16 protein-coding genes are annotated in these 21,647 nt (G+C 45.3%); 3 read left to right on the top strand and 13 right to left on the bottom strand.

All coding sequences use genetic code 11. The annotated features are described in order from the left end of the window. Positions 1-121: 121 nt before the first annotated feature. The 12 genes from IGI76_RS05165 to IGI76_RS05110 all read right to left on the bottom strand — a co-directional run bounded on the left by IGI76_RS05165 (position 122) and on the right by IGI76_RS05110 (position 16,212). Positions 122-1,342, bottom strand: a complete 1,221-nt coding sequence (locus IGI76_RS05165) for an MFS transporter (protein ID WP_010747782.1) — start codon at positions 1,340-1,342, stop codon at positions 122-124. 188 nt (positions 1,343-1,530) lie between these two features. Then, a complete protein-coding gene (locus IGI76_RS05160; RefSeq protein ID WP_005225521.1) occupies positions 1,531-2,130 on the bottom strand; it encodes a YczE/YyaS/YitT family protein in 600 nt (199 codons plus the stop codon). A gap of 107 nt (positions 2,131-2,237) precedes the next feature. After that, positions 2,238-3,722: a response regulator transcription factor gene (locus tag IGI76_RS05155; RefSeq protein ID WP_270266423.1), complete on the bottom strand. Its 1,485-nt coding sequence runs from the start codon at positions 3,720-3,722 to the stop codon at positions 2,238-2,240. Further along, a complete protein-coding gene (locus IGI76_RS05150; RefSeq protein WP_270266421.1) occupies positions 3,715-5,463 on the bottom strand; it encodes a sensor histidine kinase in 1,749 nt (582 codons plus the stop codon). Before IGI76_RS05150 ends, IGI76_RS05155 begins: the two co-directional genes overlap by 8 nt. Beyond that, positions 5,456-6,076: a DUF624 domain-containing protein gene (locus IGI76_RS05145; RefSeq protein ID WP_060791823.1), complete on the bottom strand. Its 621-nt coding sequence runs from the start codon at positions 6,074-6,076 to the stop codon at positions 5,456-5,458. The genes IGI76_RS05150 and IGI76_RS05145 overlap by 8 nt, the downstream gene beginning before the upstream one ends. A 278-nt stretch (positions 6,077-6,354) precedes the next feature. Then, positions 6,355-7,824 (bottom strand): ABC transporter substrate-binding protein, encoded by a 1,470-nt coding sequence (locus IGI76_RS05140; RefSeq protein ID WP_005225517.1) that lies wholly within the window; start codon positions 7,822-7,824, stop codon positions 6,355-6,357. Between the two features lie 27 nt (positions 7,825-7,851). Next, complete coding sequence (locus IGI76_RS05135; protein ID WP_005225516.1) at positions 7,852-8,772, bottom strand: carbohydrate ABC transporter permease; 921 nt, start codon at positions 8,770-8,772, stop codon at positions 7,852-7,854. 13 nt (positions 8,773-8,785) lie between these two features. Continuing rightward, the gene (locus IGI76_RS05130) at positions 8,786-9,667 is read right to left on the bottom strand and encodes an ABC transporter permease (protein ID WP_086294872.1); all 882 of its coding nucleotides are present in this window, start codon (positions 9,665-9,667) and stop codon (positions 8,786-8,788) included. Positions 9,668-9,907: 240 nt separating this feature from the next. Then, positions 9,908-11,299 (bottom strand): glycoside hydrolase family 1 protein, encoded by a 1,392-nt coding sequence (locus IGI76_RS05125; RefSeq protein ID WP_016608260.1) that lies wholly within the window; start codon positions 11,297-11,299, stop codon positions 9,908-9,910. After that, positions 11,292-12,167, bottom strand: a complete 876-nt coding sequence (locus IGI76_RS05120) for an ROK family protein (protein WP_270266416.1) — start codon at positions 12,165-12,167, stop codon at positions 11,292-11,294. The genes IGI76_RS05125 and IGI76_RS05120 overlap by 8 nt, the downstream gene beginning before the upstream one ends. A gap of 3 nt (positions 12,168-12,170) precedes the next feature. After that, positions 12,171-14,849, bottom strand: a complete 2,679-nt coding sequence (locus tag IGI76_RS05115; RefSeq protein WP_270266414.1) for an alpha-mannosidase — start codon at positions 14,847-14,849, stop codon at positions 12,171-12,173. 73 nt (positions 14,850-14,922) lie between these two features. Beyond that, positions 14,923-16,212, bottom strand: a complete 1,290-nt coding sequence (locus tag IGI76_RS05110) for a glycoside hydrolase family 125 protein (RefSeq protein ID WP_270266412.1) — start codon at positions 16,210-16,212, stop codon at positions 14,923-14,925. A gap of 155 nt (positions 16,213-16,367) precedes the next feature. Here IGI76_RS05110 and IGI76_RS05105 point away from each other — a divergent pair, with 155 nt between their 5' ends. Then, positions 16,368-17,420 carry a GntR family transcriptional regulator gene (locus IGI76_RS05105; RefSeq protein WP_074535011.1) on the top strand — a complete coding sequence of 351 codons (1,053 nt, stop codon included), beginning with the start codon at positions 16,368-16,370 and terminating at the stop codon, positions 17,418-17,420. Between the two features lie 5 nt (positions 17,421-17,425). Next, entirely contained in the window at positions 17,426-19,576 is a 2,151-nt protein-coding gene (locus IGI76_RS05100; protein WP_074535010.1) for a GH92 family glycosyl hydrolase, read from the top strand. 85 nt (positions 19,577-19,661) lie between these two features. Here IGI76_RS05100 and IGI76_RS05095 read toward each other — a convergent pair whose 3' ends face one another. After that, the gene (locus IGI76_RS05095; RefSeq protein ID WP_074535009.1) at positions 19,662-20,468 is read right to left on the bottom strand and encodes a Cof-type HAD-IIB family hydrolase; all 807 of its coding nucleotides are present in this window, start codon (positions 20,466-20,468) and stop codon (positions 19,662-19,664) included. Positions 20,469-20,640: 172 nt separating this feature from the next. On the opposite strand from IGI76_RS05095, the gene IGI76_RS05090 reads away from it, so the two are divergent. Then, complete coding sequence (locus IGI76_RS05090) at positions 20,641-21,636, top strand: ROK family protein (protein WP_005225505.1); 996 nt, start codon at positions 20,641-20,643, stop codon at positions 21,634-21,636. The last annotated feature ends 11 nt before the right edge of the window (positions 21,637-21,647 follow it).

Below are 21,647 nucleotides of genomic sequence, written 5' to 3'. Positions count from 1 at the left end.
CATCACTTCCTTTTTAAATGAATAAGTCAAAGTATAGCGGATAGAAACTATCTTGACTAGAGGAATTTCAGAAAACAAAAAGCAAATACCATGAAAAGACGGCATTTGCTCCAAAATTTTTTTATTCTTTTGTGGATTCTTGAAAAACCAGCAACGGAAGCTGTCGTTTTTTGTGCATTTGTTGAACCAAATAAATTCCTGCCAGCAAGATGATCGGGAAAACGATCGCCCCTAGAATCCCAACCTGTAACTGTTGTCCCGTCCATTCGACGATACTGCCGACGACAGCGGGTCCGATTGAACACCCTAAATCTCCTGCTAATGCCAAATAAGCAAATAGCGCCGTTCCGCCGTTGCGAATGTATTGCGCAGAAAGACTAAAGACCCCTGGCCACATAATCCCTACGGCAAAACCGCTTAAGCCGCAGCCAAGGAACCCGATCAATGGCAATGAAGCAAAGCCGATCATCATATACGCCAGTAGGCAAAGCAAAACACTCAAAAACATAAAGCGTTTCAAATCGATGCGTTCCCCAAACTTGCCGTAAAGCAAACGGGAGATCCCCATCATCAAGGCAAAAACCATTGGCCCTGCTAAATCGCCTAGCGTCTTACTAACGCCTAAGCCCTGTTCGGCAAAGGTCGATGCCCATTGGCTGACTGCTTGTTCGCTGGCTCCAGCACAGACCATCATCACCAGAAACAGCCAAAAGCTTTTCAAGGAAAAGAGCTGCCGAGTGGTCAACCCTCGTTCTCCTTCGGCAACGATTGGCGCCAACGGGACTTTGGTAAAGAAAAACAAATTGACCAACGGGATCAGTGCCCAGATGATCGCCAAAATCGGCCACTGTTGAATACCGAACACCATGAAGAACGCCGTTGAGAACAAAACGACCCCCACGTACCCCCAGCAATAAAACGAGTGCAGCATGCTCATCGTTTTTTCCTTATGTTCCGTTGGACAGGCTTCAACGATGGGACTGACTAAGACTTCCAGCAAGCCACCGCCAATGGCATACAACAAAACCGCTGCTAACAATCCGCTAAACGGGGTCGGAAACCATAAGGGAAAAACGGCTAGACCAATCAAGCCGATCGCTGCAAAAAAATGCGCGGCTACGATCGACACTCGATAGCCGATGCGGTCTACAAAAAAGATTGCTGCAAAATCGACGGCTAACTGGGTCAAAAAGTTAAAACTAACCAGCAAAGTAATCTGGCTGATCGGTAGCTGGTATTGGCTTTGAAAGGTCAAAAATAATAAGGGGGCAAAATTATTGATGACGGCTTGAACGATGTACCCTACAAAGCAAGCCGCAATCGTCGAACGATAACTTTTCATTTTCACTTCTCCTTTACTCGTCTTATCAGTATACCAAGTCCAATAAGACACTAACCATGGAGAAAACACTTTTTTTACCCAGAGAATCTTAAGGAAATCAGGATTTTTCTTCCTTCAGATAATTCCCTTAAATGGAAGCAGCAAAAAAGCTGTCCTCACAGACAGCTTTTTCCGACTTATTCTCAAGGCTAGGCGTTTTTCTTTCGAGCAGCGATGGTTTTCATGGTGGCTTCAAAGATTGGGCCAATAAAGACGATACACAAGAGAGTACCTAACCCAACACTGGCGCCTAACGCAAAACCGATCAAGACCATGGCTGCATCCAAGCCGATACGGATCGTTTTTTGCGTCAATTTGCTTCGTTTGTAGATCAAGGCAGTCAAGGCTTCTAACGCCGCTGATCCTTTGTTGGAAGAAACGTAGATACCAGCGCCGATCCCAAATAAGATCGGTGCTGCGAAAATAGCGATCCAAGGATAAAAAGGCAAATGAATCGATACTTTGTCCATCACTGGTTCAAAGATACCGATCAACAGGCCTAATCCGATCCCGTTGATAAAACTGCCAATGCCTAATTCGGCACGATCAAAGACTGCAACGATCAACAAAACAATAATATTAAAACACAAACTGGCAATCCAAAAAGGGACATCAACAAAATTCAAAATTCCTAGTAAAAACGTACTGATCGTATCATAACCTTGATGGGCGGTGATCAATAAGGAAATGGCCAACGCAATCAGCCCGGTACCTATCAAAACTTGTGCAAATTTTTTGGTTTCTTTCACAACATCACGCTCTCTTCTTTATTTTTCCTCTCTTAGTTTACCGTGAAAGCGTCACAATTACTATCATTTAATCACAAAAACGAGATTTTTTTTGAAGAAATCTAAATTCAATCAAGGGATTCATAATGCTGTTCATAGGTATCGCGAAACTCTTTGGGGGTCAGACCATTCAATTTCTTAAACATTTTGGAAAAATAGTTGGTATTGTTGTAACCAATACGATCGCCGATCTCACTGATCGTGGCTTTCGAATGAAGCAGCAGCTGCTGGGCTTGCTTGATCCGCACCAGATTGACGTACTGATTAAAGCTCATTTCCGTTTCTTTCTTAAAGAGCTGCCCCAAATAAACGACGCTGACATGCAGTTCTTCTGCCGCTGATTTGACCGTCAAATCATGGGTATAGCCTTCTTCGATCAGTTGGATCGTCTTTTGAACGATCTCCGAATAGCGTTTTTGCGGTGGCTGCGATTTCGCCAGCTCCAGCACATCATCAAAGAGCTGCCGCAGATCTGCCAGTGTATTAGACTCACGAATCCGTGCCAAAATCTGTTCATGGTTTTCATGGGAAAGCACTGGCAGCTGCCGATAGATATCATTGAACAACAAGAACGAAACATAGCGAACATGTTCAGGGTCTGCTTGGGTTTGTTCCAAAATAGCGAACATTTTATCCAGCTCATGTTGGATCGTTTTGACATCCCCAATGGTCAATGCTTTGTTAAAAGACAGAAACGGGAGTTCTTCGTTTCGCTCTAAAATATCCACGTGGATCGTCTGTTCTTGTAAGAACAGATCTGGGTAGAAGGCTTGCAGTGACTGAACCTGTTTGATTTTTTCATAGGCTTTATACAAATTCTCCCACTCGTTGATGGTCTCGCTCATGATCAACTGCCAGTCTGTACTATTGAGCTGCTGTGCCAGTGCTTTTAGGTCAGCGTTGATTTGCTGCCTTGGTCCAGCAGCAGTAATGATCACTTGGTTTTCATCTAATCGACCTGGTAAGATCAATGGCTGATCGTGTTGCTGAAAAAACGTCGTGATTTTTTGTAAGATCTCAGCAGTCCCATTGAACTGCAAAACGGTAAAGGGTGCTGCTAGTGGCACCCGCTGTTGCGCCAGCAAATGGAGGTACTCGCTTTCGTTCAATTCATCATTCAACCAAAGCAGCAGGCTTGATTCTTGATACAGTTCTTTTTCTGCCAACAGTTTTTGCTGCTCCTCTAACTCAGCTGCAATCGCTTGTACACTGCTGCGTAGTTCTTCTTTGTTAACAGGTTTGACGAGATAATTACGCACACCTAACGCCATGCCTTGTTTGACAAAGGCAAACTCCTGATAGCCTGATAGAATGATCGAGAAAAATCGATTCCCATACGCTTGTGCTTGGCGGATCATATCGATGCCGTTCATTTCTGGCATCCGAATATCCGTGATCAGCAAATCAACAGAATGCTCTTGCAAGTACTCGAGGGCTTCACTAGCACTTTTCGCTGTATGCACCACTTCAAAGCCCAGTTCTTGCCAAGGCAAGATCATTTGCAGCCCCTGCAAGATCATGTATTCATCATCAACGAACATTGCTTTATACATCTGTCTCATGCCCCCTTTGCAAACGTTTCTCATCTAAGCGGATCTTGACCGTAAACCCAGCACCTGCCTGAGACGTAACGTCCATTTGATAGGCGCCGTTGAACATGCCCCGCAACCGTTCGTGAACATTTTTGATCCCGATCGAGGTTTGGGCTCCGATCTCCTGATTTTGCAGTTCTTCTTGGACCATCGCCAACTGCTGTGCATCTGCGCCTTTGCCGTTGTCTTTGACCTCAATCACGATCTGATCGGCTTCTTTATAAGCCTTGATACTGATGGCGTTATCGTTGCGCTGATAATCGATGCCGTGAACAAAATAGTTTTCGACAAGCGGCTGCAGCGTGAACTTCGGCAATTCCAACTGTTCTAATGCCGAATCGATGGTTACATGATAGGCGATCTTATCTGGGTAGCGCATCTGAAACAAGTAGACATATTTTTCACAAAAATCGATTTCTTCTTTTAAGGTCTTCGTCTTTTCTTGCGTCGTATTGTTCCGTAGCAGTGCCGAAAAGGCATAGACGACATCCGCCAGCTCTTCTTGGTTGCGACTCAAGGCATACATTCGAATGTATTCTAACGTGTTATACAGAAAATGCGGATTGATCTGTGCTTGCAGCGCCCGCATATCGGCGTCTCGCTGCTTGATCTCTAACGTGTAAATGTCTTTGATATACTCGTTGATACTGTAAGTCATTTGATTGATGGCTTCTGCGATTTCTTTCAGCTCTTGTTGGACATTGGCGGTATCGATCCGCTTATCAAAATTTCCTTGACTGACTTCTTTCGTCGCATAGACGATCTGCTGTACTTGCGATGTATAGCGCTTGAAGGTCCGATGGAGCACCCATAGGACCAACAAGAGAATCCCAATCCCAAAGCTAAAAATCCAAATGGCGCTGAAAAAAATATCCCGCCAGATCACGCCTTTTGACAACAAGATCAGTGACAACTCTCCGCTAACGGTCGTTTGTTTTTTGATATAAAAGTCTTTCGACAGAGTGTCGTGAATAGTTCCATGAGCCACCGCCTGATCAATTGTCGCTAAGGTCTGCTTGCTAAGGTTCGCGGCATCCTTGTATAGCCGCTGACCATTGGAGGTATACAAAAAACTGTTGATACCATGCGCTTGGTTGTCTTCTTGTCGATTGGCTAAGACATCGTCTGAGTGAAAAATCACGTAGACTTGTCCTAACGGTTGCGCATAATTACTTGGTTGGGCGATCGAACGAACAAAAAACAGACGATTTTTCAAATCGATCTGCTTGCCGTTGCGTTTTTCTCCATAAGGGGTATCTGGGGTTGCCACTAGTGTCTCATTGCTTTCATCTAGTTGAATGATGATCTCTTCGATACTAGGATGATTACGGATCAAGCGATAGAGGATGTTTGGCAAATACACACTTTGTCCCGTCTGGCGAAAAATATCATTACTATAGGAAAAATAGTCTGGCAATGAAAGCTGTAAATAATTGCGCAGCGATTCAAAAGCAGTATCCGAACTGGTAAATTCGCCTAATACCGTTGAGACGACCGCGTTTTGATCCTGCACGTATGCATCCAGCTGCATACTGGTGGCTTCCACGAGGCGTTCGCTGCTATTGAAGCGGTCTGCCCCAGTATATGCCGTCAGAACCAGCATGATAATAATCGAGATGATCACCAAAAGGACACTATACAACTGCATCAACTGATTGATCAAAAAATCATGTTTAAACAAACGAAAGCGCTGCTTAGTCATGTGCCAAATCCCGATCAATGACGGTTTTTTCCTGACTGATTGCCACATGGCACCACAAAATCAATAGACTGAAGGTTCCAAAGAGCAAGAGCCCTTTCATCATCCAAGTAAAAGCGAAAATACTGGCAATCCCCACTAACAATTTTAGAAAGGTCGCCATATGAAGAAACAGACACACGAAGGACAATTTCAGGTTATTCCACAGGGAAATCTCATAGGATGTGTCAAAAACCACACTTAGTAAGTACAGTAAGATACTCAATCCGCTGACGACAACTAAAACAAAAGAGATCATCAGCCAAATCAAGCCTTGGATCTGGGTAGCTAAATACAAGTTATACACTAAGAAACCTGTCAGTAGGAAGAAAAGATAAAACTGTTTATTGGCTTTGACAAAGACGCTGCGCCAAATGCGCCATGCGCTGCGAAAGCTTTGATGCTCATAATTTAGTCCGTCTTCACGGATCAAGGTACTAATGGTATGAAACGCTGGACCGATCCCTAAGATTCCGCCACCTGCCAATGTCAATACGACGAAAAACAAATTCAACTTCACGATCGCCCAAATCAAGCGAAAGCCCTTGACCAACCCACTATTTGCTGTTTCTTCCATTTAAAATTCCTCCCTTATTTGTTCCCTATCGAAAATGTAGCATGATTTTAGCTTCCTACTCAAGCTACCTGAGAATCTTTTAATGCTATGTACGTTTTAGAGGCACTATGCTTGCTGCTTGAAGGTTAAAAAACAAAAGTAACGTTATTTTTTCATCAAAGATTTCGCTACTTACTTTAAAGAAAAAGCAGCCAGAAGCTAGACGTGGGAACCATTGGTCCTGATGCGTTTAGCCTCCGGCTTACTTGATCTATTGATTTGTGAGAACCACCTGTTGCTTATTCTTGGCTTGCACGATACTCATCAAATTGTTTTTGCATTTCATCGCGGACCTTCTCCCAGCCAGCGGTTTTTAATTCTTCGTTTAGTTTCGGAACATTTTCTTCTGGATCGATCGTTCCCGTTGCTAAACTTGCTTTGTAACGGTTCATGACATTGGCGATATTCGTGATTTCTGTTTTCACATTATCAGTCTTGAAGTTGAACCCTAAGATTGGTGATGCTTCAGCGTTAGCAATATTTTCATCACGCTCTTTGATCATATCGTCTGTGATGGATTCTTGTGTATAAAGGATCATGTTGTTCCCAGTGTTCCAAGCAGCCATCCGAGTATTTGGCAAGTAGCCATCAAGGAGACGGATTTTGTTGTCTTCGCCCTCGATTTTTTCCCATGCTTCGCCTTCGACACCCCAAACCAATCCATTCAACAATTCAGGGTCGCTGTTCAACAAGCCCAACACTTCCACTGCTTTTTCTTTGTTTTTCGAAACATTCGCTACGACAAAGTTTGCCATTTGCGCTTGGCCTGTTGATTTTAATTGTTTCGTGATTGGACGTGAAACCAATTCATGACCTGCGGCATTGCTTAAGATCGTATCGCCGTAATCCATTGGTCCTTGGGTTTCTTCACGCATGAACCATGTGTTGCCTTCTAATGGGTAACCAGTCGTATTAGTGGCTGCATCAGTTGGGATCAAGCCTTCGTTGTACCATTTGTGCATCAATTTCAAGTTTTCCATTTGTTCATCATCTTCGTATTGATTGATGATCTTCGTTGTATCGCCGTCCAATTTAACAGCAAATGGGTAATCTTTCCCGATCACATAATCATAGTTTCCAGAAACATTAAAGGTTTGTCCGATCGCAAACGGTGCGATGTTTGGTTCTTCTTCTTTAAACTTCTTCAACACGTCTTCGGCATCTGCATAAGATTCGATCCCGCTAATATCCAAATCATATTTATCTAAATACTCTTTATTGAAGGTCAAGACTTGTTGGGCATAAATATTGCCGTTGACTGGAAAGGCATATAATTTTCCGTCGATCGTATTGCCTTTGATATAAGATTCGTCTAATTGATCATACGCTTCTTTGGCATATTTTGGTGCTAACTCCGTCAAATCTGCATACGCGCCTTTTTGCGCATTCGCAACATAGTTTGAGGCAAAGGAAATATCGTAGTTTTCACCCGATGAAATGATGGTACTCATTTTTTGATCCCAATCACCCCAGCCGATATACTGCAGATCGATGCGAGCGTTGGTTTTTTCTTCAATGCGTTTATTGGCGATCTCCATTAATTGATCAAAGTTTTCTGGCTTGTCCCCGACTTGATACATCAATAAAGTCGTTACGCCGTCTGCATTGTTTTCTGAATCGGATGTTGCGCCGTTCGACCCACAGGCAGCCATTCCCAAAGTTGCCGCTGCGGCCATCCCAGCAAAAGCTGTTTTTTTCCACAAATTCATTTTTGTTTCCTCCCTATACTTATTTGATTATTCTTTGACGCCACCAATTGTCAGACCACCGACAAAATACCGTTGGAAGAATGGATAGGTGATCGCAATCGGTAAGGTTGCAACAACAACGATTGCCATGCGAGCAGTTTCGCTTGGCAAAGCGGCCAAACCGCCTTGGATCTGGGCAGCCATACCAGAGCTTTTGGCTAGATAATCCAAGTTGCTTTGAATCCGCATCAAAAGTGCTTGTAACGGCACTAAAGAGTCTTTTTGAATATACAACAATGCATTGAACCAGTCATTCCAATAGCCAAGAGCGGCAAATAGACTGATCGTTGCGATCCCTGGAACGGCTAACGGCAACACGATGGACAGAAAAATCTTCATTTCGCTGGCACCGTCGATGCGCGCAGATTCTATAATACTATCTGGTACCGTCTTTTTAAAGAAGGTCCGCATAACAAGGATATTAAAAGGCCCTAAGGCAAGGGGCAAAATCAACGCCCAAATCGTGTCTTTCAATTGGATCAAGTTGACCATCACTAAGTAATTGGCAACCATCCCTGGCGCAAACAACATGGTGATCAAAGCGAAGATCGTAAAGAAACGACGGAATGGAAAATTTGAGCGAGAGATGACATAGGCATATAGCGAAGTCATCGTTGCATTGACGAAGGTACCAAAAACAGTGATAAAAATAGATACGCCAAATGCTTGGAAAATTTTGCTGCTCATTTGTCCGCTAAACAGGTAGGTATACGCTGCGAACGAAAATTCTTGTGGCCAAAAGCGATAGCCGTTTTCTGCCAAAGAGGTTTCACTGGTCAATGAGATCGCGATCACAAAGAGAAACGGCAAGACACAGGAAATCGCGAACAGACCGATCACGATATTAAAAATCAGGTTGACCGTTGGGTTAAAGGAGCGGATCTCGACTTTCGTTACTTTTTTCTTCATTTATCCATCCTCCTTAGAATAATGCTGAATCTGGTTCTAGTTTACGAACAACCAAATTCGCTGTTAGTAATAGTAATGCCCCAACCACTGATTGATAAAGGCCAGCAGCTGCGGTCATCCCGAAGTCGCCTGTGGCAGTCAGTCCATTATAAATGTACGTATCTAAAACGGAGGTGACTTGGTACAATGCCCCAGAGTTTCGTGGGACTTGATAGAAAAGTCCGAAGTCGGCACGGAAGATCCCACCGATGTTCAAAATCAACAAAACAGAAATCATTGGAATCAGCTGTGGCAACGTCACATTTTTGATCTGCTGCCATTTGCTGGCGCCATCGACCATCGCAGCTTCGTAATACGTCTGATCGATCCCGACCACTGACGCATAATAGATGATGCTGTTGTAGCCTAAGCTCTTCCAGACATTCATAAAGACGAAAATAAACGGCCACCATTTCGGATCAGCATACCAGTTGATTCCTTCACCGCCCATACCCGTGATCCATTGGTTGATGATCCCTTTGTCTGGACTCAAAAAGGCATAGACAAAGTACGAAATAACCACCCAAGAAAGGAAGTACGGCAACAGGGACATCGTGTGATACACTTTTACCAAGCGCTTATTGCGCAGCTCACTCATAATAATGGCAAAGGCAATCGCAAAGAATAGGTTGAATGCTAAAAATACGATATTGTAGAGTAGGGTATTTCTAGTAATCAGCCAAGCATCATTGGATGCAAATAAAAATTTAAAGTTATCAAAGCCGACCCATGGGCTTTGTTTCAAACTGGCAAAAAAGCCGTCTGGTGAAATGTGGAAATCTTTGAACGCCACCACATTTGCGAATACAGGTATATAGAAAAAAAAGATAAACCAGACAACACCTGGCAAAGCCATCAATATCAATGCTTTGTATTGCCAGACATTCCTCCAAAACCCCTTTTTCTTCACATCTCATCATCTCCTTCATGCTACTAGAATAACGCTTTCATCCCTAAAAAATAAGGAACAAACTAAAGATAAAATGAAACAAATTAAAGGTCTTTGTTTATATTTTGTTTTTATTCTCTAAAAACCTGAAAAACGTCCTACCTTTTGCAAGATAGGACGCTTCATTGATTTGTTTTTTATGAATGATCAGTCGACAAAGCCGTTTTGTAGAATCACTTCGTGGAACCACTCACCAGACTTTTTGATGGTCCGTTTTTGGGTAGCCAAATCGACAGCAATAAACCCGTAACGATTTTTGAATTCATTCAGCCAAGACCAATTGTCCATGCAGGTCCACATGTGATACCCGCGGCACTGGCTGCCTTCTTGGATCGCTTGGTGAACATACCGCAAATGATCTTTGATAAAGGTGATACGGTACTCATCTTGGATCTGACCGCTGGCATCGATAAAGCGTGTTTCATCTTCGACCCCCATCCCGTTTTCTGAAATATAACAGGGGATATTGCCGTAGTTGTCTCGTAGGTTGATCAAGGTATCATAGATGCCTCGTTCATAGATCTCCCAGCCTCGATGGGGATTGATCTTCTTTTCTGGCCAATCATACACATCGAAGTAATCTTCTGGCATTGGTGTGTCCGCTGTTTTGGCAGAACGCTTTTGCTGTACCCGCCGTGGCTGATAATAGTTGACCCCTAAGAGATCGACCGTGTTTTCTTTAATGATCTGCAAATCTTCTGCTCTGGTTTCTGGCATGATCGCCAACTCGTTTAAGACAGCGATCAATTCTACAGGAAAGGTGCCTTTGACCGCTGGATCTAAGAAGGATCGGTTAAAAAAGGCATCTGCCAGTTGCGCAGCTTGGACATCTTTTTCATCGTTCGGATCTTTCGGATAAGTCGGTGTCAAATTCAAGATGATGCCGATTTCGCCTGATTGCTGAGATTGACGGAAGCGTTGGATCGCTAAGGCGCTGGCGAGTGCTTCATGGTAGCCGACTTGCACCGCATGTGCCAAGTTGATTTCTGCTGGGTAATGCTGTTGATACAAATACCCCATCTCCACTGGCACGATCGGTTCATTTTGCGTGAACCAATGACGGACTTGATCACCGAACAACTCAAAACACAAAGCGGCATAATCTGCAAATGCTGTGACAGTCTCGCGATTGAGCCAGCCGCCTTCTTTTTGCAGTGCCATCGGCATATCAAAATGATACAAATTGATGAAAGGCTCGATGCCATTTTCGATCAAGGTGGCGAAGTACTCGCGATAAAACGCCACCGCTTGTTGATTGACCGCTCCTCTTCCTTCTGGCAGCAAGCGACTCCACTGGATCGAGGTTCGAAAAGAATTAAAGCCGATCTCTTTCATCAACGCCACATCTTCTGGGTAACGCTGCAGCAGCTGGACGGTATCTTTTGGTCCCCGTTTTTGATAAAAACGTTCTGGCTCCGTTGCGTACCAATAGTCCCAAATCGAATCGCCTTTGCCATCATCGGCCGTTCGTCCTTCAGTTTGCGGACCGCTGGCAGCGGCTCCCCACCAAAAATCTTTAGGAAAATGCAGGTTAGTCATGGGCAGTCACCTGCTCTTTGCCTAACAAGAGACAGCCGATGATGCCGCTTTTGTTCGGCAAGCCCCAAGTGACGATGTAGTCTTCCACTGGTGGTGTCTCCATATAGCCTGCCATTTGTTTCAGGAAGGCTTGTTGGATTTGAGCGAGTAGATGCGGCTGATTCATGACCCCACCGCCTAAAATAATTTTCTCAGGTGCTAAGGTCAACGTGATATTGACCAGCGCTTGCCCTAGATAAAAGGCCTGCAACCCCCAAATCTCGTGCGCTTGCGGCAAGTCTTGTCCTTTGATCCCCGTACGTCCTTCTAAAGAAGGCCCTGCGGCTAATCCTTCCAGACAGTCGCCGTGATACGGGCAAGTACCCGCATACGTATCTTCACTGTGGCGTTTGACATAGGTATGACCGATTTCTGGATGACCGATCCCCTCGAAAATCTTTCCTTCACGAACGACTCCTGCGCCAATGCCGGTTCCTACTGTCAAATAGACACAGCTGTCTTTGCCTTGCGCCGCTCCTTGACGTAATTCCCCATAAGCGGCAGCATTGACATCTGTTGTCCAAGCAAATGCTGTCTCTGGGTAGCGCTTCTTCAATGCACCGAGAAAATCGAACTGCTGCCAGCCCTGTTTCGGCGTCGCTAGTATGTGGCCATAGGTTGCTTGGGTTGGATCGATCCCGATCGGACCAAAGGAACCGACCCCTAATGACACGAGATCGTAGGGATCGAAAAAGGCAAAGATCGCCGCTAACGTTTCCTCTGGTGTTGTCGTTGGGATCGACTCTTGGGCGATGATCGTCAACTGTTCATCGGCAACGGCACAAATCATTTTTGTGCCGCCGGCTTCAATTCCTCCATAAACCATCATTACTCACTCCTTTACTCCAATGGTACGAATTTCATATGGGTGTAATTGCTCATTGACGGTCGATACTTGTTCTTCCTCTAAAAGGTTCATTAGACAGAGCGTCGCCTGCTCTTTTTGCACGTGAAAGGCAGTGGCTTGATCCGCTAAATTATAGCCCCGCAAAACGATCTGCTGGTCTTGGCGATTGCGTTTTAAGGCGGTGATAGCTACCGTCGATCCATGAGCTTCCATGTATTGGTTGCTGCTGGCTAGCTTGCCTTGATGCTTGTCGGTCTGACTTGCCGTCCAAGGAACTTGGGCAGCTTGTGCTTGGCGATACGTTTCATAACGTTCTTCAGGAGCCCCATGACAGGCTACGCCGTATTCAAAGGTGTGGCTGCCTAAGCATTGCGCTTCTGGTGTTGGGAAATAGCCCCAATCGCCTAGCTCTCCCGTACAGCGCAACAAGGTCAAGCAGATCTGATCCTTCACGATTTCATATTCGTTCAAACCAAAATTAGAAACCGTCATGCCGCTAGTTTCATCATGCAAGTTGACAAAGGCGTGCTGATGCTGCGGATTTGTTGGGTTTTCCCAATGACTGGAAACCTGATTTGGCCGTTTTACAACTTCATAAATGCTGTCAGCTTCATGGAAATCCGTGGTGATCCCTGTTGGGAATAACACCCGCAGTCGGTGATCTTTGCTTTGGTTGTTGACGGTGGTTTTAAATGCCAGGCGGTTGCTGGTTCGTTCTAAGCGAATCTCCGTCTCGATCTTGAAAGCAACCAATTCTTGACTCCGCTGTGCCTTACGGAAACGGAAATCGACAACAGCTTTTTGTTCTTCTAACAAACGGTCATCTGCTGAAACGGGAATCTGCAATTCTTGCGTCAGTCGCACGATCCCCACCAGTGGATCGTTTTGTTCGATCGTCACGTGATGCGGAAATTGTGTCGATAAGATTGCTTGATCCCCTTCTGGTTGTTTGAAGATGTACTCATTGGCGATATCCCCCACATCCTCGAAAACCAATAAATTGCGATACGTTTTTTGGGTTACTTTGTCTGTAATCGCCAAGCTGCCGTTTTCAGTAATGACGGCTTCCAAATGTGCGTTGGCAAGTTTACGCCCTCCTTCTGAAACGATCGGTGCGCTCTCTACTGGCGTAGCGGCTTTTTCCACTAGGGCAAAGGTCTGCCATGAAAATTCTGGCAACTGGTTTGCTTCTACTTGAACCGTGACAAAGCGTTTCATGAAAGGAATCCGAAAGGCATCTTTAGGCAATTCATAGTCAAAAAGGACCTCTTCTTCACTGATGATCGCAGCAACAGGGTTCCCCTGTTCATCGATCACCGAATAAGAACCTTTTGGCTTCGCCAATAATTCGTGGTAAAGCTTGCTTGGCAATCCTTCACGGAATGTTTTACGCTCAAGTTCGATCACGACTTCCACTAAACCAGAACGGGTGCTGCCAGTGGTGTTGAAGACCACAAAGGGACGACTCTCCTCAGGAAACTGGCTCGTGTCGATGGCGGCTACTAAATTGCGTAACGCTTCATCTGCCACGAACTTACCAATTTCATTGGCTTTTTCAAACCGCGGCATCATTTCTCGGTGTACCTCGTCCACTGAACAGCCGCAGATACTGTCGTGAGGATGATTTTGCATCAGGGTTTTCCACGCATGATCCAACATATCGTGAGGATAGCTGCCGCTTGCTTCATAAGCCATAGTTGCTAATGGTTCAGCGACATTTTCTAATTGGCGGGAAACCTTTGTATTCCATTGTTTCAGATAGACTCGGGAAGAGGCGGTATTGGCTAGAGTATACCAACCATCGGTTTCTTGACTGGTCAATTCACCTGTGACAGTTCCTAGGTCATCTGGCAGATCTGCTTGCACCGCTTCAAGGTATTCGGTAAAGCTGGCGTGTTTGAATTCATACTCTGGGAAAAGCTCGTTGGCTGTACGAATCGCTGCCGAAATGTCTTTTTGGACAGGTTGATGATCGACCCCATTCATCATTAAGTAATGATTGGTGGCACCAAATTTTTCTACATCTTGCAGTTTTTGTGTCCAAAAAGCTTTGGCTTCTGCTTTATCCACTGGAATCTCATTGCCATTGGAGTACCAGTTGGCAAAGAGTAGACCAAAGATTTGACTGCCATCTGGACCTTCCCAATGCATTTCAGAATATTGGGAAGTAAATTGATCATCGGGTAAAACTTCGTTGTCAAAGCCGATCGGTTTGACGCCACGTCCAAATGCAGCACTTTCAAGATTGGCTTGCAGCATCATTTGCGGGGTTTGCCCCATATTGCCGAAAGTATCTGGGAAATACCCCAACATAACAGGGGTGCCCCACTTTTTGCTTTCTGCCATTCCAATCAGCATATTACGGGTGTTTGATTCAGCACTGATCAAAAAGTCATCTTGCAAAATATAAAACGGACCGATCTGTAATTTTCCTTGTTTGATGGCCGCTTTGACCGCTTCGCGTTTTTCAGGTCGCACTTCTAAATAGTCATCCAAGATGATCGTCTGCCCATCTAGATGGAAGCTGTGGAACTCAGGGTCATTTTCAATTAACTCTAAAAGATCATCCATCAATTCAACTAGCCGCATGTGATGCTGTTCGTAAGGCATGTACCATTCCCGATCCCAGTGGCTGTGTGAGATGATATAAACTTGTTTCTTCATTGATTTTTACTCCTCGCTGTTTGCGTCGTTGGACTGCTTTTTGTGTCACTCGAATGGTGGTGGGTCGTGCTGCTTATTTTTCCACTCGGATATCGAAATAATCCATGACCAATTCACAAAACATCATATTCGCCCACGAGAACCATTCTCTCGTGTATTGCGAAGGATCATCGACATCGAACCCTTCATGCATCAAATTTGTACCCGCATCTGTCGCCACTAACTGATCCAAAATTCGTTTCTTTTCTTCTTTGTCAGTGGTGGTCATGCCTTCCATTGCCATGGCGATCGGCCACACATAATTTTCTGGCGTATGAGAGCTACCAATGCCTTTGGCGTATTTGCCTTCATAGAAATACGGATTTTCACTGCTCAACAACGTTTTACGGGTTTGAAGATAAAGGGGATCTTCCATGCTGCCATACCCCAAGTAAGGGGCGGCGATCAAATTCGGCACATTGCTGTCATCCATCAGGGTGCCATTGCCGAATCCATCCACTTCATAGGCGTAGACTTCTTCGCCAGCTTGGTTCGTGGTCAACCCATATGCTTTAATCCCTGCTTCGATGTCTGCTTGTAGTTTTTTCGCTTGTGCCACGACCGCTGTGTCTTCTAAAACTGTCGTAAAGATTTCTTGGATATAGCCTAAGACCACCACCGCAAACATATTGGAGGGAATCAAATAGCCGTATTTGCAGGCATCATCACTTGGTCGAAAGCCTGACCAAGTCAAGCCGACGGGTTTCACTGGTGCGCCTTTGCCGTCATGAGTCAAGGTATCTTCTTTTCGCCAGGTATCCCGTTCAAAGCGATATGGAGATTCCTCATGGTTTTGTTCTGTCACAAACACCTCTAAGGCTTTTTTGATGCCTGTTACAAAATCATCATTGAACTGATCGGTTCTGCCTGTGTTTTTATATAGCAGATAGGCCATTTGGATCGGATAACACAAAGAGTCGATCTCATATTTGCGTTCCCAGATCCAATCGTTCATTTCTGTATCGTCTGTTTGGTGGCCAGCGCCATTGGCTGATTCGTTAAAGGCATTTGCGTAAGGATCGATCGTAATATAGTAGAATTGCTTCTTGACTAACCCGCTGATCATGCTTGCTAAGTCTTCATCTTCTTTGGCGATCACCAAATACGGACGAACTTGTGCAGTGGAATCTCGCAGCCACATCGCTGGAATATCCCCCGTCAGTAAAAAGGTCGTGCCATCCTCATGACGCTTGACCGTCGTTAATAGTGTATTGGCGAAAGCTGCGTTAAAATTTTTCGCCCAATCGGCATGCGTTTCTCCGCATAGATCCGTAATCGTTTCCATAAATGTTGCTACTGAAGTTGGTATTTCTTTATAAACCATTCCATCACCTTCCCTGATTTGATATATCAATTTACGAACCTAGTATATCATGAATTAATTGAATGTCTAGAGCTTTTTCAAAATAATTAAAGGGTTTTCATTTTTATTGGTTTATGGTATGCTAACAAATATGATATATCAAAAGGGGTTTTCTTATGAAACAACCATTATATAAAAAAATTTACGCGGAGCTTCACGAAGCCATCGTTGAAGGGCGATTAGCGCCGGGCAGTCGTGTCCCTACTGAAAAAGAACTATCTGAACAATACCAAGTCAGTCGGATCACCTCTAAAAGAGCCTTGACGGAACTGGAACAAAATCAGCTGATCTATCGCGTGCAAGGCAGCGGTAGCTTTGTCCGAGAATTGAAGGAAAAAAAAGCGACTGGACGAATTTTGTTTGTCTTGCCCTTTGCCAATGATCTCTCTTTAGGAAACTTTACCGAAGGCATTTACCCTGTGATGCAAGAACACGGCTTTGAACTTTTGATGACACCAGTGGATTATTTGGAAAAAACGACGGCAGCTGAGCTGATGCAAGAATTCGACGGCCTGATCTATTACGCCAGCAATACGTTTTCTTACTATGACTTGCTGTTCGAATGTGCTGAAAAGCACTTTCCTATCGTGACCTTAGATAAAAAGCTGCATGAGTTTGATTTTCCAGCGGTGATGCCAGATAACTTTCAAGGTGGACAGCTAGCCACGGAGCATTTACTTGCGTTGGGGCATCAACGGATCGCTTATATTTTTGGTGATACCCATCATCCGCAATCCGTCCGTCAGCGTTATCTAGGTTACATCGATGCGCTGAAAAAAGCCCAAAGAACCTTTCGCACCAAGCTCGACGACACGGCTGCCAGCATCGCAAATGCGCTTGCCTACTTGGAAGAACATCAGGTCACGGCAGCCGTCTGTGAAAATGACTTGATCGCCATCGAATTGATGCGTGCTTTGCGCCAAGCAGATTTGCACGTCCCTGCCAACATTTCCCTGGTTGGTTTCGATAATATCCAAGCCGCTGGCCTCGTTGATCCAGCACTAACGACTATCGGGCAGAATTTTGCCGAGATGGGGCGCTTGGCAGGAAACCAAGTGATTGAGAAAATCAACGCTGCGAAGGCAGCAACCCCAGTACCAACGGAGACGACCACCCATCTAGTGGCGGTTTCTTTGATCAAAAGAGAATCAACCCAATTAAAGGAGTGAACCAAGTGAACGTATCAATGATCGACACACGACACGGAACAGACAACCAATATAGTTTTTCCCACGGCAACTGCCTGCCTTATACAGGGGTTCCTTTTGGCATGAACTACTTTGCCCCGCAAACCAGCGATCAACGCGGCAGTTGGTGGTTTCATCCAGAAGATCGAACCTTTCAGGGCTTTCGCATCACCCATCAGCCTAGCCCATGGATGGGAGATTTCAGCCATCTGACGATGCTGCCGATAAACGGCACGCTTTCTGAAAATACCCTTTTCCATGCGCAAAGCTCGTATCGTCCCGAAGAAAGCACCTTTAATCCAGCCTTTCTTAAAATCAAGACGCAGCGGTATTTAACAACAACGACTTTGATCCCCAGCATGTATGGCGGTGTGCTGACTATTGAAAACTGCGGGGATCAGCCGGGTCTTGGCTTGTCACTGCCGGGTGACTATGTCTTAGAGCAGTTGGATGAACAGACAGTGGCTGGTCAACTGATCGTATTTTCAGGGTGCGAAGATGAACGCTTCACCTTCCATTTCGTCTATCGTTTTGAAACACCCATCATGGCGATCGAAGGTGCCTTGACAGGCAAAGAAGCCTTCGTCGTTCTCCGCTTTGATGATTGCCAAACACAGACGATCCGTTTTGCGACCTCGTTTCTCAGCCGCGAACAAGCTTGTTTGAACTTGCAACGGGAACAGCAATGGGCTCCTGCCGATTATCTGGCTTCTGTCCAACAGCAATGGAATCATTTTTTGCAAAAAATCGAGATTGAGCATCACGATCAAACACAAGTTTCTACTTTTTATCATAATTTTTATCGCTTATTCTTGTTTCCTCAAACCTTCTTCGAAATCGATCAAGAGGGCCGCAAAATGCATTGGGATACCTTGGCAAAAGCGATCAAACCAGGACCACTGTATACAAACAACGGCTTTTGGGATACGTATAAAACTGTCTACCCGCTCTTTTCACTCTTGGCTGTCGAACAATTGGAAGACATGCTGGAAGGCTTTTTGAACAGTTATCGTGAAAGCGGCTTTTTACCAAAATGGCTATCGCCAGATGAGCGTGGATTGATGCCAGGGACGCTGATCGATGCCGTGATCGCTGATGCCGCAGTAAAAGGCATTCGTCCCGATTTGATGCCCGAATTTTTAGCAGCGATGAAAAAAGGCGCCACCGTCCAAAGTGAAAATCCCAATTATGGTCGGCGGGGCACGACGGACTATTTGACTTACGGGTATGTGCCATTGACGCATCATGAATCGGTCAATCACACCCTTGATTATTGTTACAGTGATTTTTGTATTTCACAAGTCGCGCAACAGCTGGGTGACGAGCAAGCAGACTATTATCAGCAGCAATCGCAAAACTACCGCAACATTTTCGATCAGGAAACTGGCTTTATGCGGGCAAAAGATCCCGATGGTGCCTTTCGTCCAGAATTCAGTGACACACGCTGGGGCTTGGATTATGCAGAAGGCAGTGCGTGGCAAAGCAGTTTTGCTGTTTACCATGATTTCGCTGGTTTGATCGCCGAACACGGCGGCAAAGCGGCTTTTGAAGCAAAACTGATCGACTTGTGCAATCAAGAACCTCGCTATACAACAGAAGGCTACGGCTTTGAGATCCATGAAATGAGCGAGATGGCCGCACTCGATTTTGGTCAGCTGGCGATCTCCAATCAACCAAGCTTCCACTATCCGTATCTATTCAGCTATTTGGGCAAACCAGAAATGGCACAGCCCTTGATTAAGCAGCTATTGACACAATGCTTCAATGACTCGCCCAAAGGCTTTCCTGGCGATGAAGACAACGGTAGCATGGCTGGTTGGTACATCTTCAACTCCTTGGGCTTTTATCCAGTCACACCAGGGACGGGGGAATATGTCATCGGCATGCCATTATTTGATCAAGCAACACTACATCTTGCTTCAGGCAAAGACTTAGTGATCAAGAGCACGCCCAATGCGCCGCAACAGCTCTTCGTGGATAAAATCACATTGAACGAAGACCCCTTCGAGCGATTGTTTTTCACCCACCAAGAATTGACTGCCGGTGGTACATTGAACTTCCAGCTAGGTATCGTCCCTCGCAGCAAAGAGTGGTCAGCCGATGCCTATCCTTATAGCGTCAGTCAACCACATGCATAACGAAAAAACCGCTCCTTAGCAACAGGCAGCACTCTACTTTCAGTCAAATGAAAGTACGTGCTATCCCTGCTAGGGAGCGGTTTTTTTATTGGTTCATTTGTAGCGGTAACAGACGTTCGATGGTTTTCAGCACGCCATTTTCATCGTTTGACTTGGTCACAAACGCTGCCGCTGCCTTGACTTCCTCAAAGGCATTGCTCATGGCGAAACTAAACGTGCCAGCTGCCATCAACTCCAAATCGTTCAAGCCATCGCCGAAGACCATAGTCTCTTCTGGTGTGACGTGCAGCAATTCTTGCAAGTGTGCCACAGTCGTTCCTTTGTGGACGCCTTGATTGGTGATATCGATCCAAGCGGCTTCCGAAGCCACGATGTAGGCGTCGTTTGTAAACTCGCCTAACTGTTGGACATGCTCAAAGCAACGTAGTTTGGGATCAAAAATAGTGAGCTTCACAAAATCTTCTGTGATGGTTTGATAATCCGCCACCGTTTTGACCACCCGATAAGAGCCCCGAACTTTCTGGGCATCTGCTTCATTGGTCGTTTCCGCAATGTACGCCGCAGTCGGTGTACAGGCGATGATCACATGATCTTGCGCAATCGCAGCGAGCCTCGCAATGATCCGCCGCCCTAATTCGTTTGGCAGCAGTGATTCAAAGATGTATTCGCCTTGATGTTTGATGCGGGTCGCGCTATCCCCAAGAATCCAAACATCCGCTGCTGCTTCACCAAACAGTTCTTCCACTCGTTCACACTGTTTGCCGGTACACGCAGCAAAAGCAACACCCGCTTCTTTCATTTGTTGGCTGACTTGTTCATAATAAGGCCGATCAAAACTGCCTTGGCTGTTCAAAAATGTGCCGTCTAAATCTGTGATGACTAATTTGATCATACGTTTCTCTTCCCCTCTACCTCGTGTCCTCTTTATGGCGAATCACTTAATTAACATTGTTAATTAAGTATACTTATTTTCAAGTTTTCCGTCAAGTCAGTCTTTTAAAAACTTTACATCGTTTCATCCCGTCGGTATACTTAATTAAATCACTTCATTAAGGAGAACACCTATGGCTTCTACCACCCATTCCATTCGCCAGCAAAACAAACAGCTGGTTTTAAAAACCTTATTTCAAAACGGGGCATTATTCGCCTCCGATTTAGTAAAGAAAACCGGCATCAGCATGGTCACCACTAACTCATTATTAAAAGAATTGTTGGCAGAGGAAGAAATCACTAAAGGTCCGCTGGAGCAAAAAGAGCTAGGGCGGCCTGCTGTGACCTATCAGCTCAACCAAGACCGAGGCCATTCTCTTTTGCTTAGCTTTATTGATCACGATGGTTCCTTGGCTCTTTGGTCCATGCTGATCGACCGCAAGGGGAAGGTTTTGGCAAAACACGACCAGCCGTTTCCTGATGTTGCCCCTCATCGCTTTCAAGAATGTGTAACGAACGAGCTAGCATTATTTCCCTCTGTGGAACAGATCGCCCTCTTTTTACCAGGAAAAATCAGTGGAGGAACCGTGACTTCCAGCTGGTATGAAAAATTCAATGGCTGGCAGCTGGCAGCTCTCGTGGCAGAGGTCACTGCACTGCCCTTCTACTGTCAAAACGATGCCCATATTTTAACGATCGGCTATTGCATCGCCCAACAGATCTCTTTGCAGCAAACCATCGTCGGCATGTACAATCCCGAAAAAAGCATGCCTGGTATCACGCTCCTGGTCAATGGTGCACTTTTAGAAGGAAAAGATGCCCTAGCAGGAGAAGCAAAATTTTTGCCCGGCTACTTGGATCAAGGGGCACCGCAAGACCGCACGGCTTTGGTTCAGCGTCTGACAAGCTTACTGCCATTTTACAATGCAGCTTTTGCCCCCCACTGTATTATTTTAGCCAGCAGTGATGCAGTAAAAACCGATCTCTTAGACGCGATCCAAAAAAATCCATTGCTGCAGCAACAACCCAATCAGCCTGCTTTCCATTATATCGATGCTATCGAGGAAGCCATGGTGCTAGGCATGCACTGGCTGATTTTCCGCAAGACACCTTTTGACTTAGCCCGTTGATGACACAAAGA

Source organism: Enterococcus sp. DIV2449a (genome assembly GCF_051711225.1).
Classification (GTDB): domain Bacteria; phylum Bacillota; class Bacilli; order Lactobacillales; family Enterococcaceae; genus Enterococcus_D; species Enterococcus_D casseliflavus.
Note: the sequence above shows the minus strand (reverse complement) of the source record. Positions and strands in the feature narration are given on the sequence as shown.